Consider the following 17,622-nt stretch of genomic DNA (forward strand, 5'->3'; position numbering starts at 1 on the left):
GGCAAGACCCGCAACCCGCCCACCAGCCGACGGGCGATGGCGGTAGACCAGACCGGGCGGGGCGGGGTTCTGCCGCGCTTCGAAGTAGCCGACGCACAGCGCGGGGTGCGGCATGTGCCGCACCCCGCGGAGCGGCCCCGTCCCTTTCGGGTGCAGGGGCCGGGCCGGGAGCCTGGTGTGGCAGGGGATGTGCGTGGTGGTTCGCGCCGTGGGGGCGGCGCGTTGGGGCATCAAGCGCGACGGTTCCGGTGCTTGCGTTCGTACTCGGCGCGCCAGGCGAGCGTTCCGGGGTCGTCGGATTCGACGAACACGAAGAACGCTTTCGCGAAGCAGTCCGTCATGAGGTTGGAGCCGTGATCGGCGTTGTACGCCTCCCCGACCGACTTCAACTCTGCCTCCAGGTCTTTCAGGGCCTGCGAGCGTCGCCACTGGGTGACTTTCCTGCCCTGATAGTCGGTGACCTCTTCGGCGGCTACCCATCCCCACTCCTGGGGGATGTTGTCGACACCGATACGGATGGAGCCGTAGCCGTCGCCGATCCGGACTCGGAACTTGATCTGCGCGGGCGCTTCCCCGATGGGGTCGAACCGGTAGGTCTCCAGCGCCTGGGATACCAACCCCGGACCCTCCTGTACGAGGGGGGTCTGTCCAGCCCTGCGCGCCATCTTGATGTCCGCGCGGATACCTGCGGCCCGCTCCTTCATCGACTGCCCGGAGCGGTACTTGGCGCCTGTGCGGTAGGTGTTTCCGTAGGAGTCGTAGCCGCGTTCGTAGATGTCGGCCCATATCTGCGCGCGTTCGTCGCGCCCGTCTTCGGCTGCCTGCTTCAGCTTGTCCAGCAGGCGGTCGAGCATGTGACGGGCGGCTTCCTTCTCGCCTTCGTGTCGGCAGGTACCTGACTCCTGGCAGATCGGCGCAGTGCATTCCTTGTTGATCACTGCTCGCAGAGCGTCGATGCGGGTGCGGATCTTCGACACCTTGGACTTGGTCATGCGGCGCGCTCCATCTTCTCGGTCTCGGGTTTCGAGTGGTGCTGTTGGGAGGGGCGGGACGCACTGTGGAGCAGGAGTCGGCAAGTGGCGCAAGGCTTGCCCGCCGCCGATGGGGCTGCTCTGCGGGCGGTTGCGGGGCCAGGACGGCCGGTCGAGTACGCGGCAGCGCCCAGGGAACCTTGCCGGCGGGAGTCTGCCAGCTGCCCAGCACAGTAGGAGCGGCGGCAGGCACCGGTATGGCGGTCCCCTGGGCTCTCGGGGCCGGAGTGCTGGATGTCGGTGGCGGATACGGGTCGGCGGTGCTGGCCGAGGCGGACTGCGCCCGGCGCCTAGGCGCGGAGGGCCGCGGCTTGGGTGCGGGCGACCGCGCGGCAGCGTTGAGGGCGTAGGCGTGCCATTTGTGCTCGCCCGTGCGGCGGGCACTGCGGGTACGTCGACGACCCTGCACAGGAATGCGGTGTGCGGTCGCTGTTCAGATGATCTGGGCGTCATCATCTGCCGGACTGACGCACCAGCCGGTGTCTTGACCGTTGTCTTCCAACTCGTAGAGGTTGTCTCCGCCGGTCCATTCCAGGCTGGCGTCGTCCTGGTCTTCCGAGTCGAGCCCGTCCAGGTATTGCTTTTCGGCGTACTTCTTGGCAGTTGCCTCGTCCGGGTGGGTGTAGTCCAGTCCGGGCCCGTCCAGCTGCCAGGCAACCCAGGCAGTAAGTGCGCGGGCACCAGTCATCACCCCGGGGCCGTTGCAGTGTGCGCACTGGCCGTTCTCGTCGGGGTGCGAGTTGCGGAGGCTGGCGATCTGCTTCTCGACGAGGTCGGGCAACCATCCGGCCTGGCCTGGCTGGAGGCTGACGACGTGGCGTTCGCCGCCGGACTCAAGTGCGAGTGTCAGGCGCTCGGCGTCGTCGGGGTCGGTGGGGTAGGCGTCGAACCAGGCTTGCAGGGCGGTGGCCAGGGCGGGGAGGTCGGGCAGGCTCATCGGTTCGTCTCCTTGACAGTGGTGGGCGGTGGCCTGGGTGTGCGGGCGGGGCGTGGTCACGGTCGCTCTCCTGATCCGGTGGTCGGCAGATGGGGCCGGGCCGCGCGGGGCGGGCAGGGGGTCCGCATCGATCGCGCGGCCCGGCCTGGCCGGTCACTCACACCGCACGGAAAGGGGGATTTCTGTGCGGGGCGTGACCGGCTGCGCCGACTCTCACCCACGGGCGGGTAACCCCCACAACCCCCCACCCCGGCAAGCAGAACCGGCAGGCAAAGCAGAGAGGGGGCGGCGGCGGGCACTGGGCTGGGGGCGACCAGGCCGGGAACCCTTGTGCTGAGGGGCGGGGTGACCGGTGACCGGGGGCCTTGTGGTGATGGGCGGGTATGCGGGCGGCCCCGTGCCGGGTCGGGGTGTCCGGGCACGGGGCCGTGAGTGGGCGTCGGTCAGCTGTCGTTGTCGGCGGGGGTCATGCAGTCGGTCGCGATGCCTGGTTCCAGGACGGAGTGCATCAGGTTGAGGAGAGCGGACCGGACGGCTGTCAGGGTGGCTTCGCGCAGGGTGCGCTTGCGGAGGATGGGCACGTTGAGGCTGATGCCCACTGGGACGTCGGGTATGTCCGGGTCGGGTACGAGCTGGTAGTGGCCGGCGTCGATCATCCATGCTTCGTATCGGTCAGCGGGGCGGCCGCTGCGGGCGGCATGGTCGTTGTCGGGCGTGCGGGAGGGGCACAGGCAGGACGGATCGGTGCAGGGCCGTCCGGCCGGGTGGCTGGCCAGGACCGGACGCTGCCGGTAGTGCGTGGCCTGGCCGTTGAGCATGGGACAGGTTGCGGCGGTGTAGGGCAGGCACTCGGGGTGCAGTGCCGGTTCTGGTGAGTGGCCCCGGGCGATATCGGCGGGGCGGACGATCAGGAAGCATCGTTCGTCGAGCGGGTGGCCGCAGATCTGGCAGAGGTGGTGAAGGAAGGCGGTGCGGGCCCGGTCGGCGTCGAGGGTGCCGAACGCCGCGTGGCCGTCATGGATGAGGGATACGTACGGTACGACCAGTCCGCCCGCGAGGGGTCGGTCCGCGCAGCGTTGAGGGATCGGGTGCATGGGCTGCTTCTTCCGGGTTCCGGGGGTGTGAGTGCAGAGGGGTACCGCTCCGCCGGGAGCAGTACGGCGATGGGGCGGGGTGCGGTGGGGCGGGGTGGGGTGGGGTCAGGCGAGGCGGGTGACGGTGATGTCGTCCGCGCGCCGGGAGTCGTCGAAGAGGGCGGTGGCGAGGGCCTTGGGGATGTCCGCTTCGGTGTTGTAGCCGGGGACGATGCGGGCGGTGCGGCGGAGGACCTGTCCGACGTGCTGCTGGGCGAGGCCGGGGCCGGTGGCACGGAAGTACACGGTGCGGCTGTACGGCTTGTTGTCGGCGGGGGTGGGGAAGAGCGCGTATCGGGCGCGGCCTGCCCGGTCGGACAGGCGCAGTGCCGCGTGGGAGGCGAGCGCGAAGTCGGCCCATGCGGAGTGTGCGGTGGGGACGGTGGCGATGACGAGGTTGTTGCTTCGGCAGGTGGCGGTGGCGTCGGTGAACTCGGCGGTGGTGAGCCTCTTGAGGGCGGACGTGCGCAGGTCGTCGAGCGTGGTCACAAAAGACTCCGGGGGGCGGGTGTGGTGGCTTGTAGGCGGATTGGCAGGTGTGGTCGCGTCGCGACGAGCCGGTGGTGACGGGGAGCACGGTGCGGCGTATGCGGGCTAGTCCGGCAACAAGCCGGAGGCTGCGGCGGGACGGGCGCGGTGTACGTACGAGGCCCACTCCGATTTCGGGGTGGGCCTCGTACGTGCGGCGCGGTGAGGGTGGTGAAGGTCAGCGGGTGCGCCGGGGTTCGATGTAGGTGTGCCGGTAGTGCGGGATCGGGTCCGTGGCCGCGATGAGGAACCGCTGGTGCGGGTCGAGTTCGGAGCCGTCGTGGTAGTAGCGGGGCTCGGCTTGTTCGTGTTCGGCCTGCCACAGGTCGAGTTCGTCGTCCGTCAGGTGGACGGGCGGGGTCTGGCCGGCGTGCCGGTCGGTTTCGATACCTGCGGCGGCCAGTTCGGCGGGGGTCATCTCGTTGATGATGTGCTCGGTCGCGGCCTGCACGTGGAAGGCGTGCGGCTGCTCGATGTGGTTGAAGGCGTCGCGGAGTTCTTCGAGGCAGCCGACCATGCGTGTCTGCCAGTCGAGCGGCATCGACTGCATCAGAGTGCGGTGCAGGACCTGGTAGTTGCTGTAGGTGAGTTCGAAGAATCTGTGGACGGGGCCGTCGGTCGGGTGGGGCGGCCGGGCTGGCTGGGTGGGCATTGTCGAGCTCCCATCGGGGGACGGCGGGTTGGTGGAGAGCACGGTGCGGCGCCGCAGGACTAGCCGGGCAAGGCTCGACGCGGGGCACGCAAGAGGCCCACCCCGTCGGGGGTGGGCCTCTTGCGTACGGGGGGCGTCAACGTCCGGCGATGATGTTCTGGACGGCCTTGACGACGTGGGCCGTGTCCTGGGCAAGGTCGGGGTTGGTGCACTGGTAGAACTCGGTGAAGTTGCCGCCGTCGTTCTCGGTGTGGGGGTAGTGAACGGCTGCCCAGCCCTGGTGCTCGCTCGGGCGGGAGTGGATCTCGTTCTCCTTGGCCCGGCCGATGAAGGCCGCCGATCATGATGATGCCGTGGGCGCCGACGGAGATGGCGATGTAGTCGCTGTTGCTGTCGCTGTCCGCGCGGGCGGTGGTTCCCGCGCGGCTGAGGGCGTTCTGCAGGAACTGTCCGGCCCGGGACGGCGGGCATGGGGGCGGCCCCGGCCGCTGCGAGTGCGGGCCGGGCCGGGGGTGAGGCGGGGTGCTCGCCCCGCTACTTCGTGGGCTTCTCGGCCTTGTGTGCCCGGGCCCAGCGGACCAGGACCCGGGGCGGCTGGCGCCAGGTGATCAGGAGCAGGGCGGTGAGGGCGGCGAACAGCGTTCCGACAACGGCGTGGCTGCTCATCAGGTGGGCGACGGCGGAGAGCAGCGTCGCGGCGGTCAGGACGCGAAACGCCATCTGCCGGGTCCGCTCCGAGACGCCGGGCTTGAAGACCGTGACCAGGGCCACCAGGGCGGACTCCGCCTGGAGGACGGTGATGAGCGTGAACAGGACATCGGACAAGGGGGGAACTCCTCGCAGAGACAGCAGGGTTCAGCCGGGCTGGTTGTGCACCGGGCGGTCGCCTCGGTGCTTGGGGCGGATCGTGGGGCGGGGCCGGGCAAGCCCCGCAACATGGCCCCGCCCCGGCCGTGATGCGTCGGCCGGGGCGGGCAGCGGGCGGGACTGGTTGTGCGGGTCAGGGCGTGGTGGGGTCCGTCGGTGTGTCGTCGCCGCTCGGCTCGGTGGGGTTGGTGGGGATGCGGGTCCACTTGGGGAAGTCGTGCTTGCTCAGGGCGGCGGAGACCCAGTCGGCGCCGGGGGCGTTGTTGCGCAGGAAGCCGAAGGCGCGCGGGCCGGCGCCGGGGCGGGGGTGGGTGGCGATGTGCTCGCACTGGAACGTGTGCGTCTGCTCGGGGGCCTTGAAGCCGTCGCCGTCGCCATAGTGGGTGCCGGGCACGAAGAAGTCGACGGGCGCGGTATCGGCGCCGGGCTTGTCCTCGATGCGGACGGTGACGGTCGCGGGGCGCGGGCGGGGCGTGGTCACGATCGGAGCTCCTGATCTGGGTGTCGACAGGTGGGGGCCAGGCCGCGCGGGGGCGGGAGGGGGTCCGCATCCATCGCGCGGCCCGGCCTGGACGATCACTCACAGCGCACGAAAGGGGGGGTTCTGTGCGGGGCGTGACCGGCTGTGCCGACTCTCACCCGCGGGCGGGTAAGCGCCACAACCCCCCGCCCCGGCAAGCAGACCCGGCAGGCAAGGCGGGGGGTGGGCGTCCGGAGCGCAGCCATCGACCGGGCTCCGGGGCACAGGCCGATGTGTCTGGGCGCAAGGTCGCGGCCGCACGCGGAAGTTGTCCGGGTGCGGCCGCGTAGTGGGCGGGTCAGCGGGTGGCGTAGGCGCGGATTGCTGCGTACGCAGTGGCTACGGGGGCGTTACGGAGCCAGATGGCCGCCCACGAGCGGGTGCCCGTGTCTGTGGCTTCGAGTGCGTGCCGGATGGTGAGGGTGCCGGACGGGTCGGTCAGGTCGGTGCAGCGGGGGCCGTTGTTGGTGGCGCGCTGGGCGGTGAGTCCCGGAAGGTCAGCGGCGATCTGGCGGGCTTCGTCGGGCAGGTCGTTGCCTGCCGGGACGGGTGCGTAGACGGCCGGTAGGGTGGCGGCCGCGATCCGGGTGGCGTCCTTGACAGGCAGGAACGGGATACGCAGCTCCACGCGCGTGCTGTCGTCCTGGGGCGCGGTGATGATGATCTGGAACGGGCCGGGGGTGCCGTCGTCTGCGGGGCGGTTCTGCTCGAACGGGCCGCGTTCGATGGTGGTCCGCTGCGTCGAGCCCTGGGCGGTGGCGTTGATGCCAGCTTCTCGGAGCGGCTGGGACATGACGCGAAGTCCGGCCACGGCGTCCGCGCGGCCGAAGTGGTGGATCATGCGGATGCGGATCGCATCGGCGATGCGGTGCCAGGTGGTCTCGTCATCTGCGCGAGGGACGCGCACGGTGACCTTCGCCAGCGAGCCGTCGGGGTGGGGGCTGGTCAAGATGTGGGCGGTCAAGAGGATGTGCTCGGGGAAGCCGTCGGCCATGACCCGGAAGCCGAGCGGGTGGACGATCAGGGCGCTTCCCAGGAGTCCCTCCACCTTCCAGCTGGGTCCGAGGTCTCGGGCGGCGCCGGTGGAGAGGAGCAGGAGGTTGCGAGAGATCATCGACAGGTCGGTGTGCATGTGGGGTGTTCCTCTCAGAGCGTGAGGCCCGGCCGACGGGCGGTGGCTCGGGGTGGCAGCACGTTGACCCGGCATGGGGCAAGCACGGCAACCAGCCGGTCCGACCCGGCAGGAAGCCGGGCGTGGAGCGGTGCGCAAAGGGGCGACCCGCTGGGGCTGCCCTGGGGCGCGGCCGGATGAAGTGGCCCGGCAGTGGGGCGTACGCGGACGGCCCCGCACGAGGGTGCGGGGCCGTTGGGCGCGCGGGCGTGACGGCCGTGGGTGTCTCGCCTATGCCTTCGTTGATGCCGCGGCCGTGTTCGCCTGCGCCTTCTCGGCTTCGTACTCGCGGCGCAGCTCGGCGAGCGTCAAGGGCCGGATTACGTTGTCGCGTTGGCGCTTGAGGATGGCGACGTCCTTGTGGTTGTCGGCTCGGAACGCCTGTTCTTCGCGTTCGGCTCTGGCGAAGCGCTCCGGGAAGACGTCGAGGAGGTGCCTCCATTGGCGTTGCCCTGCCCGGATGCAGGATCCGCCACAGTTGTTGTGGGGGAAGCCCAGTTCGTAGAGGCGTGGTGGTGTGAGGCCGTGGGCGCGGAGTTCCGCCAGGAGGTCCTCTTTGGGGCGATCCGGGCCGTCGAGCAGAGGGAACTCGACCCGCCATGGTGACCAGTTCCGGGTGATCGACGGAGCTCGGGGGCGGTCCTTCTTGGTCGGCTCGATCCCGACGTAGACCATGGAGGTTTCGGGGGGTGCGTGTTCCGTCATCCAGTTCCTGCAGGGGATTTGCTTGAGGTACTTGGTGCAGGGTGCGAAGAGGTTGTTGCCCAGGAATCCGACGTCCCTGAAGAGTTGCCAGGGGTCACGTCCGTCCTCGACGATCACCAGCGGCACGTTGATCAGGGCAGACACATCGCTCGCGAACCTCCACAGGTCCGGGTCCTCAACCTGTGTATTGGCAATGAGGAGGGTCATGCGCGTGGGGCCGACTCGTTCGGCGATGGCGATAGCTGAGAGCGCCGAACCGGCTCCGCCGCTGAACTGGATGACGTGCTGGTCGGGGTCCTGGTACTGGACGGGTGGGGGTGCCGGGAAAAGGGCCAATTCCTCATCGTCGGGGGTCTGATCGCAGGGCGATGCGGTGGGATTCATGCGGTGCCTCTCCGTGGCCAGGGGTGATGGCTGGACCGTGATGGAGGGGCCGGTTAGCCGGGCTACTGCGGCCGGTGGGAGTGGCACAGCCCCGCCCAACGGGCCGGCCGGGGCAGGGCTGTGCGGGAGGGGGTCCCCGTCCCGCGCGGCCCGGCCGAAGCCGGTCGTTCACAGCGCACGAGAGGGGGTTCGTGGCGGGCGTTCCCGGCTGCGCCGACTCTGGTCGGCGGGCGGGTTACCCCCACAACCCCTCACCCCGGCAGGCAAGGCGGAGGGGGGCCGGAGCACGCAGACGCGGACGGCCCGCCCCGCGTATGCGGGGCGGGCCGGGCCATGCGCAGCAGTTGTGGGCGCGCAGGGGGTCAGGGCTTCTTCAGGGTGGTGATGACGTGGACCTGATCCATGCCGCGATCACGACCCTGACGCCGGTCCTGGCTGGCCGCCCGCTCCGGGCCGGGGGTGCGGTCCGTGGTGCGGGCGTGGTCCTGGTCGCGGCGGCGGGCCTTGCTGCGGCGGTGGTCGCGGCACAGCAGCAGCACGAAGAAGACCGTCAGGCAGGCGTACCAGACGGTGCCCTCGGCGTCGCCGCGCAGGAAGGTCCAGACCGTCGTCGCGGTGCATGCCGTGGTCTGGACCGTGAGGGCCGCGGCGAAGGGGATCAGGCGGAAGACTGCGAGCAGCGGGGGCAGGACGAAACCTGCGACCAGCAGGGCGTTCAGCAGATCGGCCCAGTTCATGAGGTGAACTCCTTCGTCAGTGCGCCGTGTTCGGCGGGGTCGGGCCGGTGCGGCCCGTGGTGGGTGAGCGCACTCTGCGTCGGCGGCCGGCAAGCAACGCAACCGGCCCGTCGGGCAGCGGTGACGAGGCGGGCGGGGCGGGCGGGGATATGCCGACGGCCCGCCCCCACGAGGTACGGGGGCGGGCCAGGGGCAGGGGCGGGGGACGGCTACCAGGCGCGTCCCTCGCGAATGTGCTTGAACTGCTCGTATGCCAGATCAGAGTTCTCGCGGCTGGGACCGATCCATTTCACTCCGTGGTCCCAGCGGTAGACCCAGTAGCACCTCCATCGGCCGTGCGGGTCCTGGCGGTTGTCGTGGCGGGTGCTGCGGCCGTACAGGAGCCGGTAGACCCGGCCGTCGGGGACGGTGAACGTGTCGAGGGCGCGGGTGCGCTCGTAGAAGTAGCGGTCACCGAGCATGCCGGGCTTGTGGTCGTGTGCGCCGAACCTCTGGTTGGTGATCCACTGGCCCTCGTGGGGCGGGAGGTCCTCGGGGCGGATCTGCGGGTGTGCCCACAGGCGGGAGTTCGACGGCGCAGGGTGCAGTTCTCCGTCGCTCGTGCGGAAGCTGTATCCGATGCCACCGTAGGTCTCGTAGGTGCCTCCCACGCTGACGTCCCAGACCGTTGCGAACTCGGTGCCGATGGTGCCGTCGGGCCGGGTGATCTCACGGGCAAGGCGCTGGCCCGTCTCGATCTGGGCCGGGTGCAGCAGTTCGACCCCGGCACTCTCATCGGGCCACGTCCACTCGTCCATGTTCCAACTCCTTGGTCAGTACGCCGTGTCCGGCGGGCTCAGGGCCGGTGCGGCCCGTGGTGCGCACCCTGCGGCCGCGGCCGGCAAGCAACGCAACCAGAGCGCCGGAGCCCACCAGGGCCCGGCCAGCAGGGGCGGCGGAGACGCGGCGGGCGCGGCGGGCGCGGGCGCATGTCGACGGCCCGCCCCCACGAGGTACGGGGGCGGGCCAGGGGCAGGGGGCGGGCCAGGGGCAGGGGGCGGGCAGTGTCCGCCGGTGCGGTGGGTCAGGGGCGGCAAGCGGTCGAGGACTCCGCGTTGCAGCCCTGGCTGCAAGCGGACGGGGTCACTTCCATGAGCAGGGCTCGCACGGCGTTGGTGCCCGTGGCGCGGCGGGGCACCTTGGCGTCGTTGCCGTGGATGACCTCGGCGCGCAGGACCTTGCCGCTGGTACGGCCGATGACGATGGAGCCGAACGCGCCGTGCGGGCCGACCGCGTTGAGGATGATGCGGCGGGTACGGCCGTGGGGCTGGCCCCAGGCGGGACGCAGGCCCTTCGCCTCGGCAAGGCGGACGATGCCTGCCGTGTACGCGGTGACGGGGGTGAGGTCGATCGTGGTCTCGGCTGCGCCGGGGACCTGGTCGGGGGCAGGGGTGAGGGTGGTGTTCATGGTGGTCGGCTCCGGGAGTGTGAGGGGGCGGGGCGGCGGGGTGCATGGTGGCCCGGGGCCGGGCAAGCGCGGCAACTGGTGCGGGCCGGGTGCGCGGGACCTAGGCGGTCTGCTCCGCAGCGGGGTGGGGCATGGGTGAGCCCCCGGGGGCCGCGGTGGTCGCGGAGCCCGGGGGCTGGGGCGTTCACGGGGCGGTGCTATCGGGCATCGATGGCGGCGCGCCATCCGTTCAGGACCGCGTCCTTCTGGTCGAGCGCAGTGAGCACGGTGGTAATGCTCGTCTTGGCGCCGGACAGGTCACCGCCGAAGCCGCCGGGATGGACCCATGAGGGGCTGCGGTCGATGTCCAGCATGGCCACGATGGTGTTGGCCGCGACGGGGCGGCGGGAGCCGTCGATGAACTGGCAGGAATCGGCGGCGTCGGCGATGTGGAACGTGCCGAACTGCAAGTTCAGGAGCAGCAGGTCGGCGTGGTCGTCTCCGTAGAGGGCGCGGCGGGCCCGGTCGGGGACGAGCTCGGCACGCAACTGCTCGATGCCGGAGACGGCGCAGCTGATGAACAGTTCGTCGTCTTCGAAGAGGCCGGAAAGAACGTTGCCCATGAACCCGCCGGTGAAGCGGAGGGCGCCCAGGGCGGCGCCGGTGTGCTCCCACCACAGCGGGGCGAGTTCGCGAACATGGGTGAGCATGTCCTTCAGGTTGCACAGGGTTCCGGCCCGGCCCATGGCGTGGGTGCGCAGGTAGGTGTCCAACTCGGCGTGGCCGTAGGTGATGTATCCCATGAGAGCTCTCTCCGCTCGGTGAAGTGGGGTGCGGGCGCAAGTGCGGCCCGGGGCGGCCGGCGAGCCCGGCGCCCGCCCTGGTGGCGGGGCGGGCCCGGCACGCGGCGCCGACACAATGACCCGGCCCGGGCCAAGCACGGCAACCACCACGGACGGCGCGCAGCAGCAGACGCGGCAGCGGCAGCCGCGCGGGACGGCGGGCATGACGCAGCCCCGACCCGTCGCGGGCCGGGGCTTGAGGCTGGGCAGCCCCTCAGACGCTGGCGGGCTGCGGTGCGGGGGTGCCCGCGACCGGTACGCCGACCGGTTCGGCGGGGTCCGCCTGCCAGCCGGGCATGAGCATCCGGCCGCGTGTGATCACTTCGTCCGGGACGCGCGAGTGCGGGCCGTCGTAGGACGGTTTGACTTCGGGCTTCCCGCAGCCGGCACCGAGGCAGGCCCGGCAGTGTCCCGTACGGACACGGGCCTTGACCCGGACGAGCCAGCCGTTCTCGTAGACGTTGACCGGGGCGTACGAGCAATCCGGCCACAGGGTGGTCATGGCCAGGCTGCTGTAAGTGCTGACACACCATCGGGTCACGCTCAATTGGGGTAGCCTCCTGCTCCTTGACGGGGTCGGACGATGCACAAAACGTCGTGCACACACAATGTGGAACGGCGGTCAGCAAGCCCCGCAAGCCGCGGCGGGCGGCCGGGGTATGCCGACGGCCCGCCCCCGGGGATCGGCAGCGGGCCGAGGGTGCCGGAGCCGCGGACGGGCTCTACTTCGTGCGGGAGTTGCGGACGCCGGGGACGTTGCGCACGGCCTGCCGGGCCATGTCCCGGACCATGTGGATGCCGAGGACGTCGGCGGCCAGGCGGAGGGTGGCGTCGTTGAACAGGGTCAGTTCCGGCCAGTCGGTCTTGGCAGTGGCGAGCTGGGCGTCGGTGAGGCGCTCGATGCTCCACGCCGAGGGGGCGGCGTTGTCGATCACGCGGCGCTTGGACATCTCCGTATCGATCGCGGTGAAGTCCTCCACGATCTTCGCGGCGAGGTCGTCGCGGTCCTCCATGAGCTGGACGTCGAAGGCGATGCCCTTGCCCTTGCTTTCCTCGGACAGGTGCCGCTGAAGGCCGGCCTGCCACGCGGTGATGTTCGTGCGCAGGGCGGCGAGCGGGGTGTCCAGGTCGGGCTTCTCGTACACGATATGGTTCCTGTCGCTTCGGGGTCGGGCCGGTGGCCCGTGACGGGTGTGCCACGGTGAAGAGGCGGTCGGCTAGCTGTGCAAGGGGCGGCCGGGGCGGGATGGCTGGCCCGCGCGGGTGCCGGGGCGCGTGCCGAAGCCTGCCGGGCACGCCGACGGCCCGCCCCGCAGGGTTGCGGAGGCGGGCCGGACGGCGGTGGTCGGGGCGGACGCGGTTTTAGGCGGCTGGCTGCTGGGAGCGGGCGCCGGTGACAGGGGCGGACGTGGGCGGACGGTGGGTAAGGGGGGCCGCGGTGGTGGCTCAGCCCGGCCGGGGAGCGGTCCCGGCCCCGTGCGGGGCCAGGACCGAGGCCCGGGGGGCGGCCTGCTGCTGAAAGCGGGGAGCGCTGGTCAGGGCTGGCAGGCAGGGCAGTACTCATGGCTGTCGTAGTCGTGCTCGCCCTGATCGTGATCGTCGGCGAGGTCCACACAGGCGACGCAGTAGGTATCAGGAGTGTCTTCAGGGCGCGGCATGATCCGGCCGCCGCAGTGCGGGTTGCGGCACACGGAGGCGAGGGGTGCGGGCATGATGTGGCTCCGTTCGGTCGTAGCCGGGTCGGTGGCCCGGTGGAAAGACCGTGCAGAGCGGGACAGTTAGCTCCGCCACCCCAGTTGATCGCCGCACGTCGTACGTGGCGGGGCGCGAGAAAGAGCCCGACGACGCGCAGGGGGTGGGGTGCCGGGCGCCGTCCGTGTGCGGCTCGACAGACCCACCCGTCGGGCGGGCCGGTCAGGCGCCTGTCTTGTCTTCGCTGTCGGGGGATTCGGCGCGGTCGGCGGGTGGGGGCAAGTTGCTCAGGCGTGTGTCAGGCCCATGTCCGCGATGTAACGGACACGGGCCTGACGGACTGCTATGCGGGGGGGTGTTACTTCGTGAGCGGGTCGGACGGTGCGTTCGTGGTGGGCTCGTGCGTCTCGCCGGACTGCGGTGTCCGGGGGGAGTAGTGCACACCTGCTGCGCTGGCGGCAATGGTCAGCCCCACGAAGAGGAACAGCCCGCCGAGCAGGTATCGGTGGGCGAGGCCGAACGCGATGGTGCTGGGGCAGGTAAAGGGCGGCGACAACGAGTCCCTGCCGCGGGGAGATCCGGTCGGGCTTGGGGCGGTTGCTCGGAGGGGCGGGCCGAGAGAGCGGGTGGGACGTCACAGCTCCCCCGGCCCGGTGAGTGCACTGTGTCGGGGTGACGAGCAAGGGGCGCAACATACTGGCCGGGGCCAGCACGGTGGGCGGCGGATCTGGGGTGCGCAGGGAGTGCCGGACGGTGCCCGGGGCAAGGTCAGCGGCGTTTGCGCAGGTGCTGCCGGAGTGTTCGCCGCTGAGGGTCCGCTGCCGGCTGGACACGGTGAACTGCCTGGTGGACAGGTCGAAAACCGCCCAGGGGGCGTCAGCGTGGGCGGCGGTGCTGGCCTGCGGCTGGTGCCGCCAGTCGTTCCGTGTCCCGTACAGGTTGTGGAAGTCGGGGAACAGTCTGGTAGCGATGCGGGCGTTCAGGGCGTCGGCCAGGTCCTGCCACAAGGATCAGCGCTGGTGCCGGTGGTGGTGGGCGAGGTGGTCCACGATTATGCTCCGCTTCTCGAAAAGAGGTGGGGCCCGGCGGCGCGGGGGCGTGGTCCCCGCCCCCGGCCGGCCGGGGGCGGGGCGAGCGGTCTGGTGCGGCGGTGGAGAGCGTTTGGGCGCGGGTGTGCGGGCACGGCGCGGCCCCGGGACTGTGAGCGCGGTCCCGGGGCCGGTGAAGCGGATGCGTGGGGGTCAGTTGCGTGTCTGGGGGGTGCAGTGGCATGACGGGCAGTCGTGCGGGCGGGTGGCGCCGGTCCAGGTTGACCTCTCTTGAAGGTGCGGGTGGTCGGCGAGTGTGCGCTGAATGTGCTGCTCGACGTCGGACCACGTACAGGCGGGATCGCCGCCACTGCGGGCGTTCACGGCGTGCCGGATGAAAGCGGCCTTGTCGTGGGGGGTGGTGAACCAGGTGTCGGCGAAACCGTGCCGGTTGAAGTGCGCGATGTGGGCGAACAGGTGCTGTGAGCAGGTGCGGTACAGGTCGTCGGTGAAGGCCTCCTGGTGCAGTCCGTTCTCGATGAAGGCCAGGACTCGGTTCCCGGCGTCGGCCTTCGCCTTCGCCGTCGACCACTGGGTGGCCGTGCAGTCGGCGGGCGTCAGGCGGGTCAGGGTGCGCGGGGGGAGGGCGTGCGGTCGGAGAGCAGCGGAAGTCACGGAACGTCCCGTCGTCGAGGTTCGGTTGGGGGCGTGCGAACGCCCTTGGGTGCGGCCTCCAGATGAGCAGGGGGATGGTCACTGCTCCCTCGGGGCCGCCAGGGGTGAGGATGGCTGGGCGGACGCCAACCCCCGCAACCCGGCTGGCCCTGGCCGCCGAGCCAGGCGCTGCCCTGTACCTCGGGGCGGTCGTAGCGGGAGCAGGGGGGATGGTGGCGGACCGGCCGGACGGGGGGCGGCCCGAACCCGGGGCAGACGCCGGAGGGTTCGGGGCCGCCGGGTTCAGGGTGTGGCACCCGATTGTTCAGGCGGGACGGCGGCCCAGGCGTCCGGGAACGCGGGACCGCCCGCCTCGCCTGGAGTGACGGGGCGGGCGGTGTTGTCACTTGTCGATCTCGGTGGTCTTCCTGGCAGGGTGGCTACGCCCAGGATGGTGAGCTCGACTGCGATGCGGTTGACGGGTACGCCCGCAGGTGAGGCCACTGCCCGGTTTCAGGGTAGTGGCCCTCCGTTCGGGGACGCGGCGGGTCAGGCGATGGGCAGAAGCAACGAGGTCGTGGGGATGACCAGGACAGGCTCGTCGGCGTCCCACACATCGCACAGGCCGCCCCATGCGTCGCGGGTGAGCACGACTCGGCCGGCGGCCGTGGCAGGGCCGAGGAGGCGGTGGACGGTCCCGCACTCCTCGCACGTGCAGGCCGGGTCCCATGGCGCCGGGGCAGCAGCGGGGTACGGGTCAGGGATCCAAGCGGTTGCCCGGGTGAGCTGGTAGGGCGTGGGATGTTCGGTGAAAGCGGCGACGATCAGGTCACCGGCCTGCACGTTCCGGGCGAGTACTGGCCGGGCGTCCGACTCAAACGCGCCGAACGGCATCTGACTGAAGTGCTGGTTGTCCGGGCGCCGGAGCACCATCAGTGGCATGCGCGTGGGGTCGAGGTCGAAGGGTACGGGGGACAAAGGAGTGTCTCCGTTCAGGAAAGGGTCGCGGGGTTCAGCCGGAGTCGGGGCGCATTCCCTGCTCCCCGGGCCGGTGGGCCACTGTGGAGGGGTACTCGGCAAGACACGCAAGTGTGAAGCGGGGCGGGACCGCTGGCCCCGGGAGAAACTCGGGACCGCCCGCCTCGTCGAGAGTGGCGGGGCGAGCGGTGCCGTCACGTTTCGGCGTCGGTGGTCTTCCTGAGGTGTTCAGCTTCGTCCATTGATGCCTGGTAGAGGCAACCGGCGAGATCCGCCGCCTCACCCATGGCGCGGTGGGCGGCTGGCACGCTGCCCCCACCTGGCACGTTGGCGTAGACACTTGCGAGGCCGAGCCTGCGCTGCCACGGTCCTTGACGGGTGCTGACGGACTGCACGCGCTGAACAGGGCAGACCGTTGTCACATTGCGGAGGAAGAACCCGTTCCACGCTGTGAAGTACCCGTTGCTGAGGCGGTACCCGAGGGCTTTGTGCAACGGAGTGGCCTTACGGGCAACAGGCGGGGCGGGCAGGGGGTTGTTCAAGTGGCGTACGGCACCAGGGCCGAGGAGGTGGAGAACCATCTTCTCTGCGACGACGCGAGGGCAGACGGGTATCAGAATGCCGGGCTTGGCAGCCCCGGCGACGGCGGCTCTCACCTCGACCCAGTCGAAGCGGCGCCACAGAAGGGGTTGGTGGAGCTCGATGAAGGTGATCCGCGAGTCCTGGTAGGTGTATTGCCGGGTGTCGAACATGCCGTAGTCAGTCCGGTAGGCGCCGTCGGCCGTGCGGGTGACTGACCAACCGTTGTAGACGAAGAGCCGCTTGCCTGTCAGTTTCCACACTTTGGGTGCGAACGCGATCAGGGTCGAGAGCGTGAACAGCTCGCCGGAGAGGACGTAGGGAAAGACGGCGCCGGTGACGATGACGAGCGACCAGAGGTTCGTGCTGAGGTCAAGAAGCAGGGCCAGGATGAGGTCCTTGGTCTTGACCTGGTAGAGCCTGTCTTCGACGGTGTCCTCGGCAAGGATGCGGGCCTTGAGCGCTCGTGCCTGGTTGAGCGTGAGGTAGGAGAGGGTCATCGCCGTGCCGGGCATGACAATGCGGAGGGTGCAGATGCCGATGAGCCTGCCGAGGAACGGTCGCATGATGTCGACGCTCTGGACGTGGTCGAGTTCGCAGTGGCGACGAACTTTGAACAGCAGGCCGCTGCGGTACTCAAGAACGTTCCCGTCAAGGATGTAGTGACTGTGCCGCCAGGCAGCGGTGAACAGTCCGACGATGCCGGTGACGATCAGCGCGGCGGCGGTACACGCTGCCCACAGGGGCAGGGCGATCGTGTCGGTGCTGATTTCGGTGCTGGGTCGGAAACTGACGAGGTCGCGCAGCTGGTACGCAAGGGCCGCGAGTGCGGCAAGGACGGCCCAGCTTCGCCGCAGCGGGGTGATCGGGTGGAGTCGGCCTTCGATGGCGGGCTGGCTCATACCGGCAGCCTCCGCTTCCGGGCGAGTTCGGTGAGATGGTCGCGCAGGTTGTGAGCTGTCTGCGGGTCGATGTCGGTGATGGCCTCGCGTCCGGCGGCTGTGCTGATCGTCACCGTGGCGAGTTCGTAGTGGCGCTGGATGGGGCCGGTGACGACGTTCACCTCCTGGATCCGCGCGTAGGCCAGGACGGTGAGCCTTCGGGTGAGCAGCCCAGTGCGGAGGTAGATCTCTTCGGCCCCCAGGTGGTATCCGCGGAAGTGCCAAGCGATTTTGATGCGGTTCCAGCGCCAGGCGTAGATGGCTATCGGGAGAAGAGCGAGGGCCGCCATGGCCGGGTGCCACCAGTTCAGCAGGTCGTGCCAGTCGCGCGTGTGGGTGAGGCCGAGATAGACGAGGGTGGTAATCAGCGCGGTCAGTGTTCCGAGCAGGGTGGTTGCGCCCAGGATGGTGAGCGCGGCTGCGATGCGGTTGACGCGGACGGCGCGCTCGGGGTGGCGGGTCATCTCCTCTCCGTCCAGAGTGAATGGCGGTTCCGGTCTGATGTAGTGGGTCATTCTGGTGCCCTTAGTTCCGTCGAGAATGCGGTAGTTCCGGGCGGTATTGCCCGGTAGTTGGACCATGACGGAGGGGCTGGTTAGCAACGCAAGCTTGGCTGGCACGGGTGTTCGGCGAGGGTCTCGTCCCCGGTGAGGGCGGTATCGGGGGCCGCCCGGCGGTGGTCGGTGTGTGCGCGACAGAGGCCAGGGGCCATACGCAGGGGTGCGGGGGCGAGGGGCACGGCGGCCGTTAGCGGGTCGGTGGTCTTGATGGTTAGCGTGTGGCAGAGGGTCGGCGGCCGGCCCGACGGTGGCCTGGT

Annotated in this window: 21 protein-coding genes; all 21 read right to left on the reverse strand. The window is 70.3% G+C overall.

Annotated elements, in window-relative coordinates:
- Positions 1-230: 230 nt before the first annotated feature.
- The 21 genes from ACFYY1_RS29745 to ACFYY1_RS29845 all read right to left on the reverse strand — a co-directional run bounded on the left by ACFYY1_RS29745 (position 231) and on the right by ACFYY1_RS29845 (position 17,269).
- Positions 231-992: a hypothetical protein gene (locus ACFYY1_RS29745; protein ID WP_388591080.1), complete on the reverse strand. Its 762-nt coding sequence runs from the start codon at positions 990-992 to the stop codon at positions 231-233.
- 472 nt (positions 993-1,464) lie between these two features.
- On the reverse strand, positions 1,465-1,968 hold the full coding sequence (locus tag ACFYY1_RS29750) for a hypothetical protein (protein ID WP_388591081.1): 504 nt from the start codon (positions 1,966-1,968) through the stop codon (positions 1,465-1,467).
- Positions 1,969-2,411: 443 nt separating this feature from the next.
- Entirely contained in the window at positions 2,412-3,062 is a 651-nt protein-coding gene (locus ACFYY1_RS29755) for a cell envelope biogenesis protein OmpA (RefSeq protein ID WP_388591083.1), read from the reverse strand.
- Positions 3,063-3,167: 105 nt separating this feature from the next.
- On the reverse strand, positions 3,168-3,590 hold the full coding sequence (locus ACFYY1_RS29760; protein ID WP_388591084.1) for a hypothetical protein: 423 nt from the start codon (positions 3,588-3,590) through the stop codon (positions 3,168-3,170).
- A 217-nt stretch (positions 3,591-3,807) separates the two neighbouring features.
- Positions 3,808-4,281: a hypothetical protein gene (locus tag ACFYY1_RS29765; protein WP_388591086.1), complete on the reverse strand. Its 474-nt coding sequence runs from the start codon at positions 4,279-4,281 to the stop codon at positions 3,808-3,810.
- Positions 4,282-4,815: 534 nt separating this feature from the next.
- Complete coding sequence (locus ACFYY1_RS29770) at positions 4,816-5,106, reverse strand: hypothetical protein (protein ID WP_388591087.1); 291 nt, start codon at positions 5,104-5,106, stop codon at positions 4,816-4,818.
- 175 nt (positions 5,107-5,281) lie between these two features.
- The gene (locus tag ACFYY1_RS29775; RefSeq protein ID WP_388591088.1) at positions 5,282-5,629 is read right to left on the reverse strand and encodes a hypothetical protein; all 348 of its coding nucleotides are present in this window, start codon (positions 5,627-5,629) and stop codon (positions 5,282-5,284) included.
- 337 nt (positions 5,630-5,966) lie between these two features.
- The gene (locus ACFYY1_RS29780; protein WP_388591090.1) at positions 5,967-6,800 is read right to left on the reverse strand and encodes a hypothetical protein; all 834 of its coding nucleotides are present in this window, start codon (positions 6,798-6,800) and stop codon (positions 5,967-5,969) included.
- 270 nt (positions 6,801-7,070) lie between these two features.
- Positions 7,071-7,928, reverse strand: a complete 858-nt coding sequence (locus ACFYY1_RS29785) for a hypothetical protein (RefSeq protein WP_388591092.1) — start codon at positions 7,926-7,928, stop codon at positions 7,071-7,073.
- A gap of 362 nt (positions 7,929-8,290) precedes the next feature.
- Positions 8,291-8,665 (reverse strand): hypothetical protein, encoded by a 375-nt coding sequence (locus ACFYY1_RS29790; RefSeq protein ID WP_388591093.1) that lies wholly within the window; start codon positions 8,663-8,665, stop codon positions 8,291-8,293.
- A 209-nt stretch (positions 8,666-8,874) separates the two neighbouring features.
- Positions 8,875-9,462: a hypothetical protein gene (locus tag ACFYY1_RS29795; protein WP_388591094.1), complete on the reverse strand. Its 588-nt coding sequence runs from the start codon at positions 9,460-9,462 to the stop codon at positions 8,875-8,877.
- Positions 9,463-9,728: 266 nt separating this feature from the next.
- Complete coding sequence (locus tag ACFYY1_RS29800) at positions 9,729-10,112, reverse strand: hypothetical protein (protein WP_388591096.1); 384 nt, start codon at positions 10,110-10,112, stop codon at positions 9,729-9,731.
- Positions 10,113-10,309: 197 nt separating this feature from the next.
- The gene (locus ACFYY1_RS29805; protein WP_388591097.1) at positions 10,310-10,894 is read right to left on the reverse strand and encodes a hypothetical protein; all 585 of its coding nucleotides are present in this window, start codon (positions 10,892-10,894) and stop codon (positions 10,310-10,312) included.
- A 253-nt stretch (positions 10,895-11,147) separates the two neighbouring features.
- Positions 11,148-11,474: a hypothetical protein gene (locus ACFYY1_RS29810; RefSeq protein ID WP_388591305.1), complete on the reverse strand. Its 327-nt coding sequence runs from the start codon at positions 11,472-11,474 to the stop codon at positions 11,148-11,150.
- Positions 11,475-11,655: 181 nt separating this feature from the next.
- Positions 11,656-12,078 carry a hypothetical protein gene (locus tag ACFYY1_RS29815; RefSeq protein ID WP_388591099.1) on the reverse strand — a complete coding sequence of 141 codons (423 nt, stop codon included), beginning with the start codon at positions 12,076-12,078 and terminating at the stop codon, positions 11,656-11,658.
- Between the two features lie 390 nt (positions 12,079-12,468).
- On the reverse strand, positions 12,469-12,645 hold the full coding sequence (locus tag ACFYY1_RS29820; RefSeq protein ID WP_388591101.1) for a hypothetical protein: 177 nt from the start codon (positions 12,643-12,645) through the stop codon (positions 12,469-12,471).
- Between the two features lie 338 nt (positions 12,646-12,983).
- Positions 12,984-13,181, reverse strand: coding sequence for a hypothetical protein (locus ACFYY1_RS29825; RefSeq protein WP_388591102.1), 198 nt, complete (start codon positions 13,179-13,181; stop codon positions 12,984-12,986).
- A gap of 685 nt (positions 13,182-13,866) precedes the next feature.
- On the reverse strand, positions 13,867-14,328 hold the full coding sequence (locus ACFYY1_RS29830; RefSeq protein ID WP_388591104.1) for a hypothetical protein: 462 nt from the start codon (positions 14,326-14,328) through the stop codon (positions 13,867-13,869).
- Positions 14,329-14,856: 528 nt separating this feature from the next.
- Positions 14,857-15,285, reverse strand: a complete 429-nt coding sequence (locus tag ACFYY1_RS29835) for a hypothetical protein (RefSeq protein ID WP_388591106.1) — start codon at positions 15,283-15,285, stop codon at positions 14,857-14,859.
- A 194-nt stretch (positions 15,286-15,479) separates the two neighbouring features.
- Positions 15,480-16,766 (reverse strand): PH domain-containing protein, encoded by a 1,287-nt coding sequence (locus ACFYY1_RS29840; protein ID WP_388591107.1) that lies wholly within the window; start codon positions 16,764-16,766, stop codon positions 15,480-15,482.
- Positions 16,763-17,269 carry a PH domain-containing protein gene (locus ACFYY1_RS29845; RefSeq protein ID WP_388591109.1) on the reverse strand — a complete coding sequence of 169 codons (507 nt, stop codon included), beginning with the start codon at positions 17,267-17,269 and terminating at the stop codon, positions 16,763-16,765. Before ACFYY1_RS29845 ends, ACFYY1_RS29840 begins: the two co-directional genes overlap by 4 nt.
- Between the last annotated feature and the right edge of the window lie 353 nt (positions 17,270-17,622).

The organism is Streptomyces sp. NPDC001890, assembly GCF_042891445.1.
Taxonomy (GTDB): Bacteria; Actinomycetota; Actinomycetes; order Streptomycetales; family Streptomycetaceae; genus Streptomyces.

Coding starts and splice junctions, on each gene's coding strand:
- ACFYY1_RS29745 (WP_388591080.1), bottom strand. CDS start 992: ATGACCAAGTCCAAGGTGTCGAAGATCCGCACCCGCATCGACGCTCTG.
- ACFYY1_RS29750 (WP_388591081.1), bottom strand. CDS start 1,968: ATGAGCCTGCCCGACCTCCCCGCCCTGGCCACCGCCCTGCAAGCCTGG.
- ACFYY1_RS29755 (WP_388591083.1), bottom strand. CDS start 3,062: ATGCACCCGATCCCTCAACGCTGCGCGGACCGACCCCTCGCGGGCGGA.
- ACFYY1_RS29765 (WP_388591086.1), bottom strand. CDS start 4,281: ATGCCCACCCAGCCAGCCCGGCCGCCCCACCCGACCGACGGCCCCGTC.
- ACFYY1_RS29780 (WP_388591090.1), bottom strand. CDS start 6,800: ATGCACACCGACCTGTCGATGATCTCTCGCAACCTCCTGCTCCTCTCC.
- ACFYY1_RS29785 (WP_388591092.1), bottom strand. CDS start 7,928: ATGAATCCCACCGCATCGCCCTGCGATCAGACCCCCGACGATGAGGAA.
- ACFYY1_RS29790 (WP_388591093.1), bottom strand. CDS start 8,665: ATGAACTGGGCCGATCTGCTGAACGCCCTGCTGGTCGCAGGTTTCGTC.
- ACFYY1_RS29795 (WP_388591094.1), bottom strand. CDS start 9,462: ATGGACGAGTGGACGTGGCCCGATGAGAGTGCCGGGGTCGAACTGCTG.
- ACFYY1_RS29800 (WP_388591096.1), bottom strand. CDS start 10,112: ATGAACACCACCCTCACCCCTGCCCCCGACCAGGTCCCCGGCGCAGCC.
- ACFYY1_RS29805 (WP_388591097.1), bottom strand. CDS start 10,894: ATGGGATACATCACCTACGGCCACGCCGAGTTGGACACCTACCTGCGC.
- ACFYY1_RS29820 (WP_388591101.1), bottom strand. CDS start 12,645: ATGCCCGCACCCCTCGCCTCCGTGTGCCGCAACCCGCACTGCGGCGGC.
- ACFYY1_RS29840 (WP_388591107.1), bottom strand. CDS start 16,766: ATGAGCCAGCCCGCCATCGAAGGCCGACTCCACCCGATCACCCCGCTG.
- ACFYY1_RS29845 (WP_388591109.1), bottom strand. CDS start 17,269: ATGACCCGCCACCCCGAGCGCGCCGTCCGCGTCAACCGCATCGCAGCC.